We start from the raw sequence: 18,952 nt of genomic DNA, 5'->3' as shown, positions 1-18,952 counted from the left end.
ACTCAATCGATGTCGATGAGTTTCATTTTTCCATTGAATTTTAATTCTACTTGATTGCTTAAATTCACTTCGTAACGATTCTTTTCTTTTTCTATTTTGACGACGAATACATTTTGGTAAAGGGCGTCAATTTTATTTTGAATTTCCTGCGGAATCATCGCTTTCGGCACTTGACAACCGCGGCATTTTACTTCGTTCCATTCGCCGTTCTGTTCAAATTCAATTTGCATTCCGCTTTCAAAAATCACTTCATAATCATGCGATAAAAAGTCCGCATCTTTCTTTACCAAGACGACTTTTTCGTTCGCAAAATTCTGCGCAATCATCTGCTTCGCCTTCGCCGGCAACGCTTCAAAATCCACCGGTGATTCTTTCGCAAACGCCACCATTCCCAAAGCCGCAATCATCCAAAAAATCTTTTTCATTTTTTTCTCATCAAAGTTAATTTGTGATAAATATAAAAAAATCTCCCCCGAAGCTTTCGCTCCGAGGGAGTCGTCTATGGCAATTTTGCAAGAAAAATTAGCGGGGACATTGCGAGCAATGCGAACATCTTTGCGAGCAGCCGACACACCGCGGCTGATGATGAATGACCGCTTCTCGGTTCGCGCGGATGAGATAAACGATTGCCCAAACCGCCCAAGCGGAAAGTATCACGAGAACAAAGATATTTGCAAGCATTGGAATTCCTTAATTTTTCTGCGAAGCGATAGCGTCCACCGAACGCACCGTTTTAAATGTTTTGCCTTTATACGGATCCGGGCGGAACAATTGGAACAGAATTCCCGCCAGGAGACTACAAGCGATTCCTGTTCCAACTGTAAACCCGTGAGCACCCGTAACAACACTTCCGATTTGATAAACGATGAATGTGAGAACCCAAGCCCAAATGTTTTGGAATGCAAGAGCAAACCAGAACCATTTGCGATTATTGAGTTCGCGCGCCATCGTTGCGATTGCCGCTAAGCAAGGAGAATCGAGCAAGTTAAAGAGCAAGAAGCAGAATGCAGCGAGAGCGCTCGGGAACCAAGTTTTCAAAGCGTTGCCGAAAACGCTCAAGCCTTCATCTTCTTCATCAAATTCTTCGGCACCTTCTGCGGCTTCGGTAAGCGCATCGTTACCGCCAGCGAGAACCGCCATCGTTCCCACAATGCCTTCTTTTGCAGAGAAGCCCGAAAGCGATGCCGCAGCCGCTTGCCATCCGCCTTCTTCTCCGCCGAAGCCGAGAGGAATAAAGATGTAGCGCAACACATTACCGACGCGAGCGAGAATCGAGTTCTGCGAATTTTCGACTAAACCGAATTCCAAGTTTTCCGTATCCGCGACGACGTTGCCTTCAGCAGCTGCCGCTTCCTCTTCTTCGCCACCTTCGCCTTCTGCAGCTTCTGCATTTTCTGCCGAGGCATTTTCCGTTTTTTCTTCAGCCGGAGTTTCTGCTGGAGCAGCCACCGATTCTGTCGACGCTGTTTCAGCTACGGCTTCTTCTGTTTCCGCAGACTTTTCCGTCACCACCGATTCAACAGTTTCTGCAGGCGCTCCTGTAGCGGCGACAGTTTCTTCGGCAACAGTTTCTTCGCCTTCGACCTTTGCCGATTCCCAACCGTAACTCGAAAGGAACCACATCGCCAAGCAAGCGAGGAAAAGAATCGTTCCCGCTTTAATTAAAAATCCGCGAGTGCGTTCCCACGCATGCATTAAAACCGTTTTAATTTGCGGTAAATGATATTGCGGAAGTTCCATTACAAACGGCGCCGCTTCCCCATGGAAAGATTTCGTTTTCTTGAGCATAATCGCTGCGAGAAGAACGCTACCGATTCCCATAAAGTAAACCGACGGAGCAACCCAAGAACCGAATCCGCCCGCAGCCGCAATCACGCCAGCCATGCACGCAATCACCGGAAGCTTTGCACCGCACGGCACCCAAGTCGTCGTCATAATCGTCAAACGGCGATCGTTATCATTTTCAATCGTCTTCGACGCCATAATACCCGGGATGCCGCAGCCCGACGAAATCAAAAGCGGGATAAAGCTTTTGCCCGAAAGACCAAAGCGACGGAAAACGCGGTCCATCACAAATGCGATGCGCACCATATATCCGCAATCTTCGATAAAGGAAAGCAAAATAAAGAGCACAAACATTTGCGGAGCAAACCCGACGACGGCTCCCACGCCACCGATTACGCCATTCACCAGAGCATCGATTAAAATCGGGCTCGCACCCGCATTTTCAAGCCATCCTGAAATTGCATCTTGAATTCCCGGGACCAAAACATCGTTCACCCAATCGGTTCCCATCGAACCCACCGTGGAAACAGCGACATAGTAAACCGCCCACATTACGAGAAGGAAAATAGGCAAACCGAGAATGCGGTTCGTAACAATGCGATCCACTTTATCCGAAGTCGTTAAACCCGCTTTAGATTTTTGCAGAACGCCATCCAAAATCGTTGCGATATAATTATAACGTTCATCGGTGATGATGGATTCGCTGTCGCTTTCGCGGGCAGATTCCAGCGCTTTTACAATTTCTTCAATGCGAGCGGAATCTTCTTTCGAAAGAAAAAGCTTTGCGGTAACTTTTTGATCGCGTTCAATCAATTTAATCGCAAACCAACGTTTCAAATTTTCAGAAACCGTCGTCGGAAGAATCGCTTCGACATCAGCGATTGCCTTTTCCACATCTTCCGAAAATTTTGAAATTTTCGGTGCTGTTTTAGAATTTGCAATTTCCGTTGCTTTCGCAGCAGCTTCCGCAATGCCTTTTCCGTAAAGCGCTTGCGTTTCGACAATTTCAACGCCTAATTTGTCCGCCAATTTTTGAACGTTAATTTTTGCGCCCGATTTTTTGAGCGCATCCATCATGTTGAGCGCAATGACCGTCGGTTTTCCTAATTCCAAAAGTTGCGTCGTCAAATAAAGATTGCGTTCAATGTTTGTCGCATCGACAATATTCAAAATCGAATCGGGCGCAGGACTTAACAAATAATCGCGCGAGACAACTTCTTCTTGCGTATAAGGCGAAAGCGAATAAATGCCCGGAAGATCCGCGACTTTAACATCTTTATTTTTCTTTAAGCGACCTTCTTTGCGTTCAACAGTAACGCCAGGCCAGTTTCCCACATATTGATTTGCGCCGGTGAGCGCATTAAACATCGTCGTTTTTCCGCAGTTCGGATTGCCTGCGAGTGCAATGGTAATAGCCATTTTTCAAAATCTCCTTATGCCTTTAATTCCACGCAATCCGCATCATCTTTGCGAAGGCTCAATTCATAACCGCGAACAGTGACTTCCACCGGATCGCCGAGCGGCGCCACTTTGCGAATGTAAACTTCCACTCCACTCGTTAACCCCATATCCATCAGGCGACGCTTCAAAGCACCTTCGCCATTTAAGCGCAAAACTTTTACAGTTTCGCCGACATTTGCATCTCTTAAAGTTTTCATATTTGTCTCCTGCGCTATCGAATTACACCATAATTCGGCTAGCAAGTTTATGATCAAGGGCGATACGTGACTCTTTCACTTTGACAATCACGTTTCCGCCGAGGCTAGAAATCACAGTCACCGGAGAACCCACGCTAAAACCGAGTTCATTTAAGTGCTGACGGACCGCGGAATCTCCGCTCAGTCTTTTGAGAATAAAATTTTGTCCGATTGTACAGAAAGTAAGTGGCATCGTATCGTCCTCCTATTTTTAGAATGTAAAGCCTACGCTTGCACCTGCGCCAAAGTAAACATCATCTTGGCCGGCATAATCGCTTCCGCTATCGCTATCGTAATCATCGCCCACAGGGATGCACGCGCGCACGTATGCTTCTAACGAAAGATTTTCAGTCGGATTCAAATACGCTTTCGATCCGACGAAAACTTGAGCGAGTTCGTCATCTTTATTGGTGGACATCGTGTGATATTCCCCTTGCACGCCAACAGAAAGTTGATCGTTGATGGCGAAAATCGGTTCGACATAAGCGAACATATATTCCGGCACTTCAATTTCGGTCGGCACATCTTCTTCGTCCGCTTTGTAAGCATAGAACGCCGAGCCTTTCACGGTGAGTTTTCCGAAGTTAAATTCCGGTTCGAGAGCAAATGCGTGACTCATTTTCGGTTCGTCTTCTTTGAGTGCATCAGCGAGAAGGCCGTAAGCCACTTGCACATTCATCGCATCGCCAAAGACGAGATTTGCAGTAACGCCTGCGCGCAAACGGTTTCCGTTTTTCAGTTGATAACTTTGATAGTTCACAAACGGACGAATCGTGTGATTGCCGAGCGCAAGTTCATAAGCGAGATGCACATCGTAAGAAGTGCAGCCCAATTCTTCGCCATTTTCATCGGCAATGCAATCGTCATCGTCGCGGCCCCAGCCAAAGCCCACCAAAAGGCCGTAAGCGTCAATTTCCAAACCGCGGATATTGCGTTCGGTCATGCCGAATGCAGCATCGCCCGGATCATCGTAATCGTAATAACGCAAAGCGCCTTCGGAGTAGGTAAAGTCACCCGCCTTCAATGCGATATTATCATTGACTTGGTATTGAATAAACGCTCCATCGTAAGCAAATCCCGGCGAAGAATTATCGTCGTCCGCTTTGATTCCCGCTTCCGCAGACCATTTTTCGTTAAACTTTACCGAGAAAACGAGTCCAAAAGTCGAAGAATAATCGTGGAAAGCTTTATTCGTTTCGCGATTATTTTTCACTTCATCACGCGGATCTACTTGTTTGAAATGGGCATTGCCTTCAAATTCAACTTCCCCGGCGACGGAGAATTGCGGGTCTTTTACTTCGGCCGCAGAATCTTGAGCAAAAAGCGGGGCTGTCATCGCAGCCGACGCCAGAATCATTCCGATTGTCTTTTTCATGTTAGGTTTCCTTTCTAGAAATCTTTTCTTCGAATAATTAGTTTAGCTTAAACTATTTTGTTTAGTCTAAACTAATTTTACAAGGCTAAATTTAAAACAAAACAGGAATTAGTCAAGGCTAATTCCTTTAAAAAGTGATATTCAGCTAACTTTTTTAGTAAAAAATAAGACCGCGCGATAGCGCGACCCTGCAATTTCTTTTCGGTTTATTTCTTCTCAGTTTTCGTTTTTGCCGTTTTTTTCACCGTTTTCGCGTTTTTTTGCACAAAACTTTCAATGCGGTCTAAAGTTTCTGCCGAGAGAACATGTTCCACGGCACAAGCGTCTTCGTTGGCAATTTCTGCGGAAACGCCTAATTGCATAAAAAAGCTGCGGAGAAGAGTATGTCTGCCGAGAACCGAAGCGGCCGCGGCGTGTCCCGCTTCCGTTAATGTTACCAAACCATAAGGCTCTTGCTCAACATAGCCGAGTTCTTTTAATTCTCGCATTGCGCGCACCGCCGAAGGCGCTTTCACTTTCAATTCGGCAGCGATATCTTTCAAACGCGCATTGCCTTTCGACAGTTGCAACATCAAGACTTTTTCTAAGTAATCTTCTAAGCTTTGGCTGAGTTTATCCATAGTTTAAATGTATAAAATTAAAAATGAGAAATTTCAACTCAATTGATTTTCCACACTTTCTTTTTCACTTCGCCATCGGATTTTTGAATGTAAAAAGTTTTCGTCCCGATAACTGCCCCATTTTGAACAGCCGTGTCAACGCGCCATTTTCCCGCAGGCACATTTCGCTTTTTCGTATAAATGCGGAAACCTTCTTCACGACTTCCATGCGTGCGCATTCGCTCGGACGAAATGCGACTCATCAATTCAAAATTTCCCGTTTTCGGATTGAGATAATACCAACGATGTTCCAACTGCGCTTCGACTTTTGCCGGCGCAAAAACCGAACTCACAAAAGTAACACCGTCCGCAGCCGCCGTAATCGTTGGCGCAAAACCCGCAGCAATCCATAAACTTTTTAGCGTTCCCACCTCATCAACTTTGCACGAATAATCCCGCTGAAATTCTGTGCACGCATTTTGATCTTTCAAAACGAGCGGCACCGGCGGAATCCAATTTCCCAAAAAAGCAATTCCTAAAAGACAAGAAATCAATGCGGGAGCCACAAGAACTTTCGCCGACTTTTTTGAAATTTTCCAAGCGCCGACACAAATTCCAAACGAAATTAACGACGATAAAAAGAACCAGAAAAATCCTAAGCCATTTACCAAATGCGGAATTAAAAAATTCAAATACATCGTGCCGAGCAAATGAAAAAGGGCGAGAGTAAATCCAAACATCGCATAACTTTTTTGCAAAAATTCATTCGCCACTAAAAATCCTGCGAGAAGAATCACCAGGAAAAAAGCTCCGACAGATGCGCTGCTTTTAAAATAGCAGACGACGAGCGCGCTAAAAAGACTGCCAAAGCAAAATTGCACTGCGTAAGTAAAACGATTTTGCCATGCTTCGCTCCAACTGCGGTTTAAAAATTTTCCCGGTTCGGCGGCGAGAAGAATTAAGAAAACGAGAGAAGCGAGATAATACAAAAGAAGTATCGCCAAGTCCGAAGTCTGCACCAATTTGCCGAGAGTAATGGAATCCCACGTAAAGCCTCCGAAGAAAGAGGCTGCGGGCAAAACTTTTCGCACTTTTTGAAACAATTCACTTTGTAAAAAATTCAGCATATTCTTAATGTACTATTCATCGAGCACGCAGCGTACTGGATGATAGGGAAATTTTCCCGATTCCGCATCCCAAGAAATTCCCGTTTGCTTGACTCGCGCAGTCATTCTTTCGGCAGTTACATCGGGAATCCAATAAACCATCGCCTCTTTTTTCGGTGCCGGCTGCCACACAAATCCTCCCGCAGAAATCAATTTATTTTTCTGATTCGCAGGCACTTGATTTTGCAAAGCAGCATACAAATTTTCCCAATCGGCAGAAGTCGGCAAATGCCAACCGGCTGGGCAAACTTTTTGCGCAGCTTCTTGATTGTAAAGCCGACCGTAAGCTGTGCAGTTGATGTCTTTTCCGTTTCCGCAACGGCTTCCCCACAAAGTCGCGTAATTTAAATTCATCGCCATCCATGTTTGCGTTCCCACTTTGACAATGCGATAAACTTTTCCATCACGCGAATCTTGAAAATATTCTCGCTTCGGACGGAATTTTCCCGCAGCAAATCCACTGGAAAAATCCCTATCCCAAGTGTCCGCTTCTGTCAATTTTTTCCAACCTTGATCGCAGATAAAAATTCCCGTCGGCGTTTTCTTTTCTTCGCCGAAATTTTTCGCAGAACATAATCCAAAGCGACGTTCTTCTTCATTCATTTCCCGCCAACGATGTTCTTTCAAATCGCAAATGACTTTTACCGGTTGTTGACCATTCATCGTCCGCGGCACTTCTTTTTCGAGAACGCTTCCGTCGCAACTCAACTGATGATTTTTCAAAATCGAATCGCAATCGAATAAGCGGAAATATTGCATTTTTTCGTAGCCGTCATCGATTGTCGGGTAAACGGAACACGCATTGAGAAGGTGGAAATTCCACACATCATTCGTATTTTGAAACGCATCGCGAATTTGCGTCCGCAAATATTCTTCGGAATAACTGAGCCCCATTTTTCCTAAAAATTCCATATCGCGATTCCACGATGTATCGCGTTTATACCAATCTAAATTCCAAAGCCCCGACCACAGCGCATCAATTTGCCGATCGAATAAATGAACTTGTTCTACTTTTTCAAATTTTTCGCGGACCATTTTCGTGACAACGCTCGTCGCACATTCTTCTTTTCGCGCTTGCGCAAATGCATTCATCAAACTTTCGCAATCGTGCTTCGCTGAATCGCTTCCATCAAAAGCGCAATTTCCAAAATCAAAATGCATCGAATCGCCCGCATCCGATTCCGCAATCATTCGCATTGTGCGATTTGTCATTTCTTCGAGATCGCGGAAGCACTCGCCCGTTGTCAGCGTTTTTTCGTAAACGGTATCCGATTCAACAGTGCGCGTAAAATTCAAAAGTCCTTCGGATTCTAATGTGCGCAAATACGGTCCGCGCTTTTCACGCGGAATGCTATCCAAATACAATTTGCACGCATCAATCGATTCGCGATTTTTGCAAAATAAAGAATCGAGAGTTTTCCATTGCAGAGCAGAATGCGTCCGCATCCATTCCAAGCAAAGCGATTCCTCTTCAACGCCCGCACAGGAATTTCGAATTTTCGTTTCCATCCAAGCGAGGCTATCGATTGCCGGTTCTTTTACAACAAGAGAATCAGCCGATTCCGTTTCTTGTGCCCATCCGTTCAGCGTCAGCACAAACAGAACATTCACCAAAAGAACTTTTGTAAAAAAATTTTTCTTCATTTTTTCACCCTCAAAATGAAATTCGCTCGCAAAAATAGTAATTTTTAGTTATCTTTTGGATATTAAAAAAGAATTTTTAAGAATTTATTCTATGCCTACAAATTTTGATTTGGAAAATATTTTTATCGTCAACCTTTTCGGTTGTCTTTTGATTTGCCTTTTGCTGCTCACGAGCCGCTGGCGATTTAAAGATAATTCCGAAGAAAATAAAAATTTAACGATTTTGATGATTTGCTCGTTGTCTAACTGCATCGCCGACCCACTTTCGTATTTATTTATCGGACATCCCGGACAATTTGCGCGCATTTTCATCGCCGTTTCTACGAGTTGGCTTTATGTTTCCATTATGCTCACAAGTTTTTATTGGCTGCGTTTTTTGGCGGCGCATTTAAAATCTCCGCTTTCGCAGTTACATAACGGCTGCTTATTTGTCGCCATCGCTTCGGGGATTTTTCTTCTTTGCATCAATTTTATCGAACCGCTTTCCTTTTCTCTCGACGATAATAATTTTTACCACCGCGAAACTTTCTACAATTATTTCCTTTGCATCGATTACGGCATTTTAATCGATTCGATTATCTTTTATTTTTGCACGCGCCTGCGCGGCGGCGTTTTCAAATCCTTTCCGCTGTGGGCTTATTTATTGCCCGCGATTATCGGCGGAAGCGTTCAAACTTTTTTCTACGGCAATTCTGTTCTCTCCGTTTCTCTCGCCATTTCTCTTGCGGGAATTCTCGTCAGTTTACAGAACGAAAAACTTTTCCGCGATCAAGAATCCGGACTTTACAATCGCAATTATTTGAATTTTTTGCAACGCGTTTCTGCCAAAATTCGTCCCACCAAAATGACGGCGATTCTTTTAACAGTTCACGATTTTCGAAAAATCAATTTGAGTTTTCCGCAAAATTCTTTTATTCAAAATTTTGCGCAAATGTTAAAAACCGCAGTCGGCGATCGCGGCAATTCCATCCACTGCGATGGCGATGAATTTTTAATTTTGATAACTTCCCAAGAAAATTCAGCAATCGAAAATTGTTTACAAGAGCTGCAATCGGAAATTGACAAATTCAATTTCCATAATGCGTCGCCGTATTTGCTCGCCATCGATTACGACATTCGCCCATTTGATTTTTCGCAAGATTCTTTCATTCAAATTTTGCAAAATCAAGAACGAAAACTTTTTAACATTACCCAATAATTTTTCCAATTCCCGAAAGCAATTTGGTAAGGAACGGCGCCTTCTTATAAATCCACGCTAGCGATTTTGCAAACGCATAACTGCGAATAATATAAGCGCCAGCGGCTCCCACTTTTTTCGTTTGATATTCAAATTCTTCTTTGGCGTGTAAAATCACATCGTCGTAATATTCGTTGATTGTGATTTTTTTATCGGCGCCGACTTTCACCGGAATATTTTTCAAATTCGTGTAAAAATCTTTCCGCAAAATTTTCGGCAAAAATAAATTCATCGATTCAGGAACTTTGTGGCCGCAAGTATCGATAATGCGAGAACCGAAGAAGTGGAGCACTTTTGCAGTCGGGAGAAAACGGTTGCCGTAAGCGAGTTGACAATTCCAACCGCCGGGCATTTTCCGTGTCACATAATGAAATTTGAAATTCGCTTCAGCGAGAGAAGCCATATCGTAGGGGAAATTTTTGTTCACGCAATACAGCCAAAGTTCATGCCACGTTTCAAAAAATTTGCGGCATTCCGGCGTATCGGCAGCAAACATCACGCCTCCGTTAAAAATTTCGTCATTTAAAATCGGCGAAAAACCGAGACGCTTCGCATTGTTCAACACTTTTTTGCGATTGATTGCCTTGTGCAAATTCGTGTGAAAATCGAGAACCGCGTAAATGCCGCCTGCCCATTCTGCGGGAATTGTCAAATCATCGACGATTGCGATATCCGAATCCATGTAAAGAAAATCGCCATCGATGACATTGCGCATGACCGTTTTCAAATAACGCGAACGCAACATCGGCGTAAACTTTTCATCTAACGTAAGCGCTTTAAATTCATCGACAGCATCTTTTAATGCAGCCCGCGGCCCCGTGAGCGTTGCAGCCGTTTTGTCATCCGTCAAAAGAGTCACAAACGCATTCGGATTGTGATCCCGCAACGATGCGATAGCAACCAAAGTTTGTTCGCAGAAAAAATCTTTCGGAGAACTCGTCAGAACAAAAAGATACTTCACCATGGTTTCATTTCCTTGCAAAAATTTTCAGCGTTTTTACGGCAGCGGAATTTTCACTTTCGCATTTTCAAAATCTTCGACGGTATCAAGCTCGCACGAAAAATAATTTGATGCATCTAAAACGCTGTAAGTGTGCCCTTGCTGAATCAAGCGTTCAAAAGCAAGCTCGTAGAATTTATTTTCCAAATGCTCTTGGTTCATCATTTTATCAAGTTCGATGAACAAAGCTTTCGAATAATTTTTGCCGATTTTTTCGATGCCTAAACTTTCGCCCGCAGCCATTTTCGGGTCGCAAGTTTTACTGATTTCAACGATTGCGCCTTTTTCGTCGGTGACGACTTTCATTTCTTCTTCGCCAAGTTCATGGCGAATGAGCGTGAGCACATTTTCGTTTTTATCCGCCAAGACATTTTTTACGATTTGCGGGTCGTAAAGTAGATCGCTATCTAAAAGCAAAAAGTCTTTGGCATCGACGACTTTGCGCGAAAGCCACAAAGAATAAATGTTATTGGTCAATTCGTAAACATCGTTATGAATAAAGGTAACGTTAATTTGTTTGTAATTTGCGTTTACGAAATTTTCAATTTTTTGATTGAGATAACCCGTGACAATCACAAATTCCGAAATGCCCGCATCGATTAACGCGTTCATCGAACGTTCCAAAAGCGATTTGCCTTTGACATCGAGCAAGCACTTTGGCGTATCGTTTGTGAGCGGGCGCAGACGCGAAGCAATTCCTGCGGCTAAAATGACAGCAATCATAATGCGCACCTTTTAATCGTATCGACGACGAGTTGAATTTGTTCTTTCCGCCCGAGAGTAATGCGCAAGCAATCTTCCAAACCTTTATCGGTCATAAATTTGATTTTGTAATCTTGTTCGGCGAGCGCTTTTTTGAGCGCTTCCTGAATGCGCACCGGATATTTAATCAAAATAAAATTGGCAACGCTCTTGTAAATTTTAAAGCCCGGAAGACCGCCGAGTTCTTTTTGGAAAAGGTCTCTGTCCCACTGCATTTCATCGGCGACTTTCCGATAATGATCTTCGCTATCGATTGCAGCCATCGCAACCGCTTCGCTAAAACGGTTGTAGCCCAAATATTTATTGGCGTAACTCAAGAACGAATCATGACCTTTTCCGATAAATCCAAAGCCCATGCGAAGACCCGGAAGCCCGAAGAATTTAGACAGTGTGCGCGAAATAATCAAGTTCGAATATTTTGCAACGAGCGGCGCAATGTAAGCGGTATCGGTGCAAATAAACGAAGCGTAAGCCTCATCGATTAAAACAATTGTATCGCTTGGAATGTTTTCCATGATGCGAGAAATTTCATCGGGAGTTAAAGAATTTCCCGTCGGATTATTCGGAGATGCCAAAAGCAACATCCGCGGATGATTTTGATTGGTCAGTTTAATCACTTCATCGACATCGTAAGCAAAGGTATCTTCTTTTTCGTAAAGCGGATACATCGTAAAAGTGCCGCCGCATTCGCCCGCAATGCGATTATAATACCACCACGAAAATTCGGGAATCATGATGGTTTTATTATCGCCTTTCATTAAAAAATAATGCACGGCATTTTTCAAAATATCTTCGCCACCGTAGCCCAATAAAATTTGACTTTCGGGAACATTGTAGATTGCGCTTAACTTCACCGAGAAAATGCTCTTTTTACCTTCGTCGTAAATGCGCGTGTAAAAGCAAAGTTCTTCGGGATTAAAATTTCGAATTGCATTCAAAACTTTTTCGGAAGGTTTGAAATTGAATTCGTTTCTATCTAAGTAATTCATAGTTTGCCTTTTGTTGAGTGTTAAATTTTTTCGTCTTTTAAATAGCAATCGAGCCCGTGATTGTAGCGTTTTTCGACAGGCGGCAGCTGCATATAATCGCTGTAAAATTCCGTCAAATAATAATCGTAATTTTTGACGCCATCGTAATGTCTATTTTCAAACGCATACGAAACGGTTTCTGCAATTTTTTCTTTGTCTAAAATGCGGTCGGTTTTTGTATCAAAGAAAAGAGTCGCCACATTTTTCGAAGGCTTATTTGCATACTTTTGATAAACGCGTTCCACGTAACGGCAAAATCTTTTTTCGCCGATGACTTTTGCAAAAGTGTGGAAAATGCGTTTGTAAAATAAAGTCCATTTATCGTATTGTTTGGATTCAAAATCCGTTGTAATCGATAAACTAATCACGCGCAAAAAACTGCAATAGTAAACGAAAAATTTTTCAAAGAATTGCTTTTGCGGTAAATTATCCATCGGGAAAATATCGACCCAAAGTCCCATTTCGCCTTTGTGGCGTTCCATTTTCACTGTCGTGCGATTGTCGTAAACTTTGGCAAACGGATAAAAGTAATCGCTGCAAGTATCGTCAGCAAGCGTAAGCCAATCGGCTTTTTTAATGCTAGCATTTTTCAAAAGCGAAATCAATTTGTCGTAATCGCTTCGCAAAAGAAAAATATCGATGTCATCGTCCCAAGGAATGTAGCCTTTATGACGAATCGCTCCGAGTAAAGTTCCATACGCAAGGCTATACTTCAAATGATTTTCTTTACAAAGTCTGTCAATTTCATCCAAGACAGACATTTGAATTTCACGACATTCGTGCGTGTTTAATTTTTTCATTAGCCTTTAACCCCATTAGAATTTTTATCGGCAGCCATTTTTTTGCTCATCACTTTCCAATAAGCTAAAAGTCCTGCGACGATAACGATATATAAAACGGATTTTTCGACAAGCGAAAATGCGAATAAATTCAAATTGATTAAAATGTAAAAGACGATAAGTCCGATAACCCATAAACCTTGCGAAATGAGCTTTGCCGAATACACGCGAAGCCCGAGACGCCACAAGTAAACATTGTTCCACAAAATTTCAATTAAGCTGTATAAAAGCATCGAAAGTGCAGCGCCGACAAGTCCGAATGCGGGCACTAAAAAATATCCCGAAATTAACGCAACCGCTAAACAAAATGAATTCATTTTTAAGGTGTATAAACTTTTTCCGATTCCGTTGATCACGACTAAAGTCATTCCGCCAAATCCCATCACCAAATGCACAAGCAAAAGAATTCCCAAAGTTTCGGGCTGAATAATAAACGCTTTTCCTGCGATGCTCATGATTTCACTCGGGAAAAGCACGATAAAAAATCCAATCAAAAGTTGAATAAACGTCACCATGAAAACGCAATAACTATAAACCGGTTTTAAGTCCGTTTTCAAACGTTCCTTTTCCATGCCCGCAACAACAGGCGTAAGAATTGGCGTAAAGCCTACGCGAATCGTTTGAAGCGCATTCGAAATCGTCACCATAATTCCGTAAGCGCCCGCTTTCTCGGGTCCAAAGAAAAGCATCACCATCCAAAGGCCCGAGCGAATTAAAAATGAAGAAACAAATTCATTAAAGCCCAGCGGAATAGAATATTTTAAAAGTTCTTTCGAAACAAATTTTCCTGGGAAGAATGGCATTTCCGGGAATTGCTTTTTCACTAAAATGAAATGCAAAATAAATCCGCCCATTTGACCGACCAAAAGTCCAAGCGGAAGCGCATGCGGAACATTCAAAAAATGTAAAGCAATCGATGTCGCGGGCGATAAAACGGCGACAAAAAATGAATTGATGAAAACGGCATTTTGCGGTTTGCGGTTTCCTTCCGAAGTATTGCTCAACACGTAGGACGCGGCAAAGAAGACAATCGATAGCGCGTACCACGGAAGTTCTTTTGAAATATACGGCGTAAACGAGCCGACAAAAATGACAGCCAAACAAATAAACGACACGACGACAGAAACCCAGAACGATTCCATCACACCGTCAAAAGGTTTGCGCCCTTGCAATTTATTCTGCGGCAAATACCAATAAAGCCCTTTATCCAGTCCGAGAGTCGCCGAGCGCGAAATCGTCAAAAGCAAAGTCTGCGCCGACACAAAAATGCCAAATTCCGCCGGTCCAAAAACGCGGGCAAGCACAAAGGTGAGCATCGGCCCGCACACTTTTAGAATGGTGCCGATGATGTTTACAATGACACCTTTTTTTAGAAATTTGCTATCTGTTTCTAAGCTATTTGGCATAGGGCTCCCAAAAATAGAAAAAGCGCACATGGAGTACGCTTTTCTTTAGCAATTCATTCCGTTTTCTTTGCAGAAACGAGATTGCTTTTTACAAGGAGTGTAAATTGCTCACAAAATTACGGCTGACTGGAATGACCGAATTGTCTTTGTCGTGGAGTTTAATCGAAAAATGTCCATTTGGCAAACGCTGATATTCGGTAATCGCATCGATGGCGATTAAATGCGCCCGATGAACGCGGACAAATTGTGCCGGATCTAAACGTTTTTCTAAATCGACGAGCGGCGTGCTAATGATGAATTTTCCATTCGACGCATAAACAGTCGTATATTTTTCTTCGCTTTGAAAACGGAAAATATTTTCGATGGGAATCACAATGGTGCGGTCGCCAATTTTCGCTTGAATACGACGCAGATATTGCGGTTGATTGCTTGGAGCGCGATTCAGCAAACGCTGCATATCTTCTTCGGTATCCACTGTGCCGCCGAGGATTGCGCCTAAGCGACGCACTTTGTCCATGCATTTTTGCAAACGTTCTTCTTCAATCGGCTTTAACAAATAATCAACGGTATCTTCGGCAAAAGCTTTTAACGCATATTCATCGTAAGCCGTTGTAAAGACGACCAGCGGATCTTCTTCAGAATCGACTTCTTTCAATACATCAAAGCCATTTTTATCTGGCATTTGAATGTCCAAGAAAACCAAATCGGGATGCAGCGAACGAATTTGTGCAACCGCTTCTTCTCCGGTGCTCGCTTCGCCAGCGATGCTTACCAAATCCGAATACGGTTCCAACAATTTGCGCATTCGCATGCGCGCCAACGGTTCATCATCTACGATCAAAGTCTTAAACTGCATACTCTTAATATAATTATTCGCACCCATTCTTCGTTTAAATTAGAGAAGTCCGTTGATAAAGACGATAAAAATTAGGATAGGAAGCACAAAGCGGAAGTAATATTTGAACCAATGCGGAATTTTTAATCCTTTGCCTTTATTCGCTTCGGCGATGTATTTATCAAATCCCCAGCCCCATTTGGTCACGCAAAATAGTATAAAAACTAAAGCGCCGAACGGAAGCAAGATATTCGAAAGAATGAAATCTTCGGATTCCAAAATGTCGCGGTTTCCTATCGGATATAAATCGCTTAAAATATTATAGCCGAGCGCACACGGAAGAGAAAGCAAGAAGACGGCGAAGAAACATAAAATCGTCGTCTTTTTCCGCGTCCAATGAAATTCGTCTAAGCAATAAGAAATCAAATATTCAAAGACCGCAAGCACCGTGGAGAAACTCGCAAATGTCATAAACAAGAAAAAGACAGAGCCCCAAAAACGTCCGCCCGACATATGAACAAAAACCTGCGGCAGAGAAAGGAAAATCAAACTCGGTCCAGCATCTGGTTGGATGCCGTAAGCAAAGCACGCGGGCATAATGATAAATCCAGCCATCAATGCGACGAGAGTATCCAAGGAACAAATGCGAATCGATTCTCCGCCGATGCTAAATTTATCCGACATATACGAACCGAAAATTTCCATCGAGCCGATGCCGATAGAAAGGGTGAAGAACGCTTGATTCATCGCAGCGGTCAACACATTTCCGATTCCTTGCTCCTTCAAATTATCCCAATTCGGTAAGAGGTAAAATTTGACGCCTTCCATCGCATTGGGAAGTCTTAAACTATTGAGTGCGAGTAAAACAATGAGCAAAAAAAGTCCAATCATAATCCACTTGGAAATTTTTTCTAATCCTTTTTGGATACCGAAACTGTTGACGAAAAATCCAAAGAAGACAATAATTCCTAAGCCCAAAATCATTTCTGCCGGACTTTGTAACATCGCATCAAAAATGCCGTTTACTTGTTCCGACGAAATTTCCGAAAATGTTCCGAGCGAAAATTTTCCGAAGTAATTAAGCATCCAGCCCGAAACCGTCGTATAATACATCATCAACAGCAAACAGCCGAAAAAGCAAAGAACGCCGTGCAAATGCCAAAAACTTCCTTTCGGTTCGAGCATTTTAAATGCAGAGCGGACCGTGCGATGCGACGCGCGTCCGACGGCGAGTTCCATCGTAAGCACAGGTGCGCCCATAAGAATCAAGAAAAGTAAATAGAAGAGAACGAAAAATCCGCCACCGTTTTGTCCGACGAGAAATGGAAAGCGCCAAACATTTCCGATGCCGACAGCACAGCCCGCAGAAACGAGCAAAAATCCCAATCGCGTTTTGAAAAATTCACGTTCCATTTTTTATAAAAGTCCGTTGATGAAAACAAAGAGGAATAAAATCGGCAAAATAAAACGGAAATAATTTTTAAACCAGCGCGGAATTTTTAAGCCTTCGCCTTTATTCGCTTCGGCTAAATAATTGTCAAATCCCCAGCCCCATTTGGTGACACAGAAAAGCAGATATACAAGAGAACCGAGCGGGAGCAAGAAATTCGAAACGATAAAATCTTCGGAATCGAGAATGTCTTTGGAACCAATCGGATGGACTTCGCTCAAGAGATTGTAGCCGAGTGCACACGGAATTGAAAGAACGAAGACGACGAGCAAGCAGACAAATGTCGCCTTTTTACGATTCCACTGAAATTCGTCAATGCATCCCGAAAGCAAATTTTCAAAGACCGCAAGGACAGTGGAAAGGCTCGCAAATGTCATAAAGAGGAAGAAGGCTGCGCCCCAGAAACGACCGCCCGACATATTCAAAAAGACATGCGGCAACGTGATGAAAATTAAACTCGGGCCCGCATCGGGCTGCACGCCGAACGAGAAGCAAGCGGGGATAATAATAAAGCCCGCTGCAATCGCAACCGTTGTATCCAACGCGCAAATACGAACCGCTTCACCGCCGAGGGTATATTTATCCGATGTATAAGAACCGAAAATTTCCATCGCTGCGACGCCCAACGAAAGCGTGAAAAACGCTTGATTCATCGCCGCAGTAATGACGTTTGAAAGTCCTTGATTTTTAATATTATCTAAGCTCGGCAGCAAATAAAATTTGACGCCTTCCCATGCGTTCGGAAGAATTAAACTGTGCACGGCGAGCGCTAAGATTAAAACGAAAAGTCCAATCATCATCACTTTGGAAACCGCTTCCAATCCTTTTTGCACACCGAAACTGTTGATGAGAAATCCGAGGAAAACGGTTGCGCCCATGCCGAGAAGCATTTGCGAAGGGCTCGAAAGCATTGTGCTAAAAACATCGCCGACATGTTCCGATGTCAAACCTGCAAAACTGCCCGATGCAAATTTGAAAAAGTAATTGAGCATCCAACCCGAAACCGTCGTGTAATACATCATCAATAACAAACAGCCGAGGAAGCAAACATAACCGTGAAGGTGCCATTTACTGCCCGGCGGTTCCAATCGGCGATAGCCCGAAACCGCAGTTCTCCGCGAGGCGCGTCCGACGGCAAGTTCCATCGTAAGCACAGGTGCGCCCATGAGAATCAAGAAAAGTAAATAGAAGAGAACGAAAAATCCGCCGCCGTTTTGTCCGACGAGAAATGGAAATTTCCAAACGTTTCCAATGCCGACAGCGCAGCCCGCAGAAACCAGTAAAAAGCCAAGACGAGATTTAAATCCTTCGCGTTTCATTTTTCGCTCACTTTAAAATTTGAACCATTTGATCGTGTAAAATTCCGTTGGAAAAGAGAACTTGTTCTCCATCGACAAATCGAATCGGATCGCCCGAAATTTCGGTCGCTTTTCCGCCGGCTTCGGTGACGATTAATGCAATGCCCGCGATATCCCACGGATAACTCATCGTCATCACAAAGGCATCGAGAGAACCTTGCGCAGTAAAAGTGCCTTCGATCACAGCGCTGCCATAGCATTTGACACGCGTGCAATTTTCTGCTTCCCGCTGAAAATTTTTCAAATTTTGCGCATTGATTTTTTCCCAATTTCCCACATTAAAATCACCGTTCGAAACAATCGCTTTGGAAAGATCTGCGGTTTCGCTCACATGAATGCGTTCGCCGTTGACAAAAGCGCCACCGTTTTTGGATGCGGTATAAATTTTTCCTAATCCCGGAAGAGAAATCGCTGCGACAATTGGAACGGCACCGTTTTCTGTATTTTCGACAAGGGCAATCGAAACGCCCCAAAGCGGAATGCCTCGACTAAAATTTACCGTGCCATCCACAGGATCGATAATCCATTCATAGCGAGAGCCATCTTTTACATGTCCCGCTTCTTCGGTGCGAATTGAATGATCTGGAAATTCTTCTTGAAGATGAAAAATGATAATGCGCTCGCTTTCTAAATCCGCAGAAGTGACAACATCTTTCGGATTTTTGAATCGGATGCTTTCCAAATGCTTTTGCATTTCAAGCGCTTTCCGTCCAGCTTCTTCGGCAAAAACTTTTGCGCGTTCGAGAATTGATAAAAATTTCATAAAATAAA

At 43.3% G+C, this 18,952-nt stretch carries 19 protein-coding genes; 1 reads left to right on the top strand and 18 read right to left on the bottom strand.

What is annotated here, in order from left to right; translation table 11 throughout:
• Positions 1-2: 2 nt before the first annotated feature.
• The 9 genes from B0H50_RS06250 to B0H50_RS06210 form a co-directional block, all read right to left on the bottom strand.
• A complete protein-coding gene (locus B0H50_RS06250) occupies positions 3-425 on the bottom strand; it encodes a PepSY-like domain-containing protein (protein WP_109587432.1) in 423 nt (140 codons plus the stop codon).
• 97 nt (positions 426-522) lie between these two features.
• Positions 523-681, bottom strand: a complete 159-nt coding sequence (locus B0H50_RS06245) for a FeoB-associated Cys-rich membrane protein (protein WP_109587431.1) — start codon at positions 679-681, stop codon at positions 523-525.
• A 9-nt stretch (positions 682-690) separates the two neighbouring features.
• Entirely contained in the window at positions 691-3,204 is a 2,514-nt protein-coding gene (gene feoB / locus B0H50_RS06240; protein ID WP_109587430.1) for a ferrous iron transport protein B, read from the bottom strand.
• 14 nt (positions 3,205-3,218) lie between these two features.
• Positions 3,219-3,443, bottom strand: coding sequence for a FeoA family protein (locus B0H50_RS06235; protein WP_106199607.1), 225 nt, complete (start codon positions 3,441-3,443; stop codon positions 3,219-3,221).
• 22 nt (positions 3,444-3,465) lie between these two features.
• Positions 3,466-3,675 (bottom strand): FeoA family protein, encoded by a 210-nt coding sequence (locus B0H50_RS06230; protein WP_109587429.1) that lies wholly within the window; start codon positions 3,673-3,675, stop codon positions 3,466-3,468.
• A gap of 18 nt (positions 3,676-3,693) precedes the next feature.
• Positions 3,694-4,857 carry a hypothetical protein gene (locus B0H50_RS06225; protein ID WP_109587428.1) on the bottom strand — a complete coding sequence of 388 codons (1,164 nt, stop codon included), beginning with the start codon at positions 4,855-4,857 and terminating at the stop codon, positions 3,694-3,696.
• Positions 4,858-5,063: 206 nt separating this feature from the next.
• The gene (locus B0H50_RS06220; protein WP_109587427.1) at positions 5,064-5,477 is read right to left on the bottom strand and encodes a metal-dependent transcriptional regulator; all 414 of its coding nucleotides are present in this window, start codon (positions 5,475-5,477) and stop codon (positions 5,064-5,066) included.
• A 38-nt stretch (positions 5,478-5,515) separates the two neighbouring features.
• A complete protein-coding gene (locus tag B0H50_RS06215) occupies positions 5,516-6,583 on the bottom strand; it encodes a DUF2914 domain-containing protein (RefSeq protein WP_106199616.1) in 1,068 nt (355 codons plus the stop codon).
• Positions 6,584-6,595: 12 nt separating this feature from the next.
• Positions 6,596-8,266, bottom strand: a complete 1,671-nt coding sequence (locus tag B0H50_RS06210) for an FISUMP domain-containing protein (RefSeq protein ID WP_109587426.1) — start codon at positions 8,264-8,266, stop codon at positions 6,596-6,598.
• A 91-nt stretch (positions 8,267-8,357) separates the two neighbouring features.
• Here B0H50_RS06210 and B0H50_RS06205 point away from each other — a divergent pair, with 91 nt between their 5' ends.
• On the top strand, positions 8,358-9,464 hold the full coding sequence (locus B0H50_RS06205) for a diguanylate cyclase domain-containing protein (protein WP_146193696.1): 1,107 nt from the start codon (positions 8,358-8,360) through the stop codon (positions 9,462-9,464).
• Here B0H50_RS06205 and B0H50_RS06200 read toward each other — a convergent pair.
• The 9 genes from B0H50_RS06200 to B0H50_RS06160 form a co-directional block, all read right to left on the bottom strand.
• Positions 9,454-10,467 carry a glycosyltransferase family protein gene (locus B0H50_RS06200; protein WP_106198645.1) on the bottom strand — a complete coding sequence of 338 codons (1,014 nt, stop codon included), beginning with the start codon at positions 10,465-10,467 and terminating at the stop codon, positions 9,454-9,456. The genes B0H50_RS06205 and B0H50_RS06200 overlap by 11 nt on opposite strands.
• Positions 10,468-10,500: 33 nt before the next feature.
• Positions 10,501-11,226: a phosphocholine cytidylyltransferase family protein gene (locus B0H50_RS06195; protein WP_106198644.1), complete on the bottom strand. Its 726-nt coding sequence runs from the start codon at positions 11,224-11,226 to the stop codon at positions 10,501-10,503.
• Positions 11,223-12,254 carry a pyridoxal phosphate-dependent aminotransferase gene (locus tag B0H50_RS06190; RefSeq protein ID WP_106198643.1) on the bottom strand — a complete coding sequence of 344 codons (1,032 nt, stop codon included), beginning with the start codon at positions 12,252-12,254 and terminating at the stop codon, positions 11,223-11,225. The genes B0H50_RS06195 and B0H50_RS06190 overlap by 4 nt, the downstream gene beginning before the upstream one ends.
• 20 nt (positions 12,255-12,274) lie before the next feature.
• The gene (locus B0H50_RS06185; protein ID WP_106198642.1) at positions 12,275-13,093 is read right to left on the bottom strand and encodes a LicD family protein; all 819 of its coding nucleotides are present in this window, start codon (positions 13,091-13,093) and stop codon (positions 12,275-12,277) included.
• On the bottom strand, positions 13,093-14,538 hold the full coding sequence (locus B0H50_RS06180; protein WP_106198641.1) for an oligosaccharide flippase family protein: 1,446 nt from the start codon (positions 14,536-14,538) through the stop codon (positions 13,093-13,095). Before B0H50_RS06180 ends, B0H50_RS06185 begins: the two co-directional genes overlap by 1 nt.
• 88 nt (positions 14,539-14,626) lie before the next feature.
• Positions 14,627-15,394, bottom strand: a complete 768-nt coding sequence (locus B0H50_RS06175) for a LytR/AlgR family response regulator transcription factor (RefSeq protein ID WP_106198648.1) — start codon at positions 15,392-15,394, stop codon at positions 14,627-14,629.
• Between the two features lie 39 nt (positions 15,395-15,433).
• On the bottom strand, positions 15,434-16,786 hold the full coding sequence (locus tag B0H50_RS06170; protein WP_109587424.1) for a sodium-dependent transporter: 1,353 nt from the start codon (positions 16,784-16,786) through the stop codon (positions 15,434-15,436).
• Positions 16,787-16,789: 3 nt separating this feature from the next.
• Positions 16,790-18,142 carry a sodium-dependent transporter gene (locus B0H50_RS06165; RefSeq protein ID WP_106198639.1) on the bottom strand — a complete coding sequence of 451 codons (1,353 nt, stop codon included), beginning with the start codon at positions 18,140-18,142 and terminating at the stop codon, positions 16,790-16,792.
• A 7-nt stretch (positions 18,143-18,149) separates the two neighbouring features.
• On the bottom strand, positions 18,150-18,944 hold the full coding sequence (locus B0H50_RS06160) for an inositol monophosphatase family protein (RefSeq protein ID WP_106198638.1): 795 nt from the start codon (positions 18,942-18,944) through the stop codon (positions 18,150-18,152).
• Positions 18,945-18,952 lie beyond the last annotated feature (8 nt).

Source organism: Hallerella porci, assembly GCF_003148885.1.
Lineage (GTDB): Bacteria > Fibrobacterota > Fibrobacteria > Fibrobacterales > Fibrobacteraceae > Hallerella > Hallerella porci.
This window is presented reverse-complemented; position numbering and strand designations above follow the sequence as displayed.

Bases quoted from the DNA above. Each gene is read 5' to 3' on its own strand.
- B0H50_RS06250 (WP_109587432.1), bottom strand. From the start codon at position 425: ATGAAAAAGATTTTTTGGATGATTGCGGCTTTGGGAATGGTGGCGTTT.
- B0H50_RS06245 (WP_109587431.1), bottom strand. From the start codon at position 681: ATGCTTGCAAATATCTTTGTTCTCGTGATACTTTCCGCTTGGGCGGTT.
- feoB (WP_109587430.1), bottom strand. From the start codon at position 3,204: ATGGCTATTACCATTGCACTCGCAGGCAATCCGAACTGCGGAAAAACG.
- B0H50_RS06235 (WP_106199607.1), bottom strand. From the start codon at position 3,443: ATGAAAACTTTAAGAGATGCAAATGTCGGCGAAACTGTAAAAGTTTTG.
- B0H50_RS06230 (WP_109587429.1), bottom strand. From the start codon at position 3,675: ATGCCACTTACTTTCTGTACAATCGGACAAAATTTTATTCTCAAAAGA.
- B0H50_RS06225 (WP_109587428.1), bottom strand. From the start codon at position 4,857: ATGAAAAAGACAATCGGAATGATTCTGGCGTCGGCTGCGATGACAGCC.
- B0H50_RS06220 (WP_109587427.1), bottom strand. From the start codon at position 5,477: ATGGATAAACTCAGCCAAAGCTTAGAAGATTACTTAGAAAAAGTCTTG.
- B0H50_RS06215 (WP_106199616.1), bottom strand. From the start codon at position 6,583: ATGCTGAATTTTTTACAAAGTGAATTGTTTCAAAAAGTGCGAAAAGTT.
- B0H50_RS06210 (WP_109587426.1), bottom strand. From the start codon at position 8,266: ATGAAGAAAAATTTTTTTACAAAAGTTCTTTTGGTGAATGTTCTGTTT.
- B0H50_RS06205 (WP_146193696.1), top strand. From the start codon at position 8,358: ATGCCTACAAATTTTGATTTGGAAAATATTTTTATCGTCAACCTTTTC.
- B0H50_RS06200 (WP_106198645.1), bottom strand. From the start codon at position 10,467: ATGGTGAAGTATCTTTTTGTTCTGACGAGTTCTCCGAAAGATTTTTTC.
- B0H50_RS06195 (WP_106198644.1), bottom strand. From the start codon at position 11,226: ATGATTGCTGTCATTTTAGCCGCAGGAATTGCTTCGCGTCTGCGCCCG.
- B0H50_RS06190 (WP_106198643.1), bottom strand. From the start codon at position 12,254: ATGAATTACTTAGATAGAAACGAATTCAATTTCAAACCTTCCGAAAAA.
- B0H50_RS06185 (WP_106198642.1), bottom strand. From the start codon at position 13,093: ATGAAAAAATTAAACACGCACGAATGTCGTGAAATTCAAATGTCTGTC.
- B0H50_RS06180 (WP_106198641.1), bottom strand. From the start codon at position 14,538: ATGCCAAATAGCTTAGAAACAGATAGCAAATTTCTAAAAAAAGGTGTC.
- B0H50_RS06175 (WP_106198648.1), bottom strand. From the start codon at position 15,394: ATGCAGTTTAAGACTTTGATCGTAGATGATGAACCGTTGGCGCGCATG.
- B0H50_RS06170 (WP_109587424.1), bottom strand. From the start codon at position 16,786: ATGGAACGTGAATTTTTCAAAACGCGATTGGGATTTTTGCTCGTTTCT.
- B0H50_RS06165 (WP_106198639.1), bottom strand. From the start codon at position 18,142: ATGAAACGCGAAGGATTTAAATCTCGTCTTGGCTTTTTACTGGTTTCT.
- B0H50_RS06160 (WP_106198638.1), bottom strand. From the start codon at position 18,944: ATGAAATTTTTATCAATTCTCGAACGCGCAAAAGTTTTTGCCGAAGAA.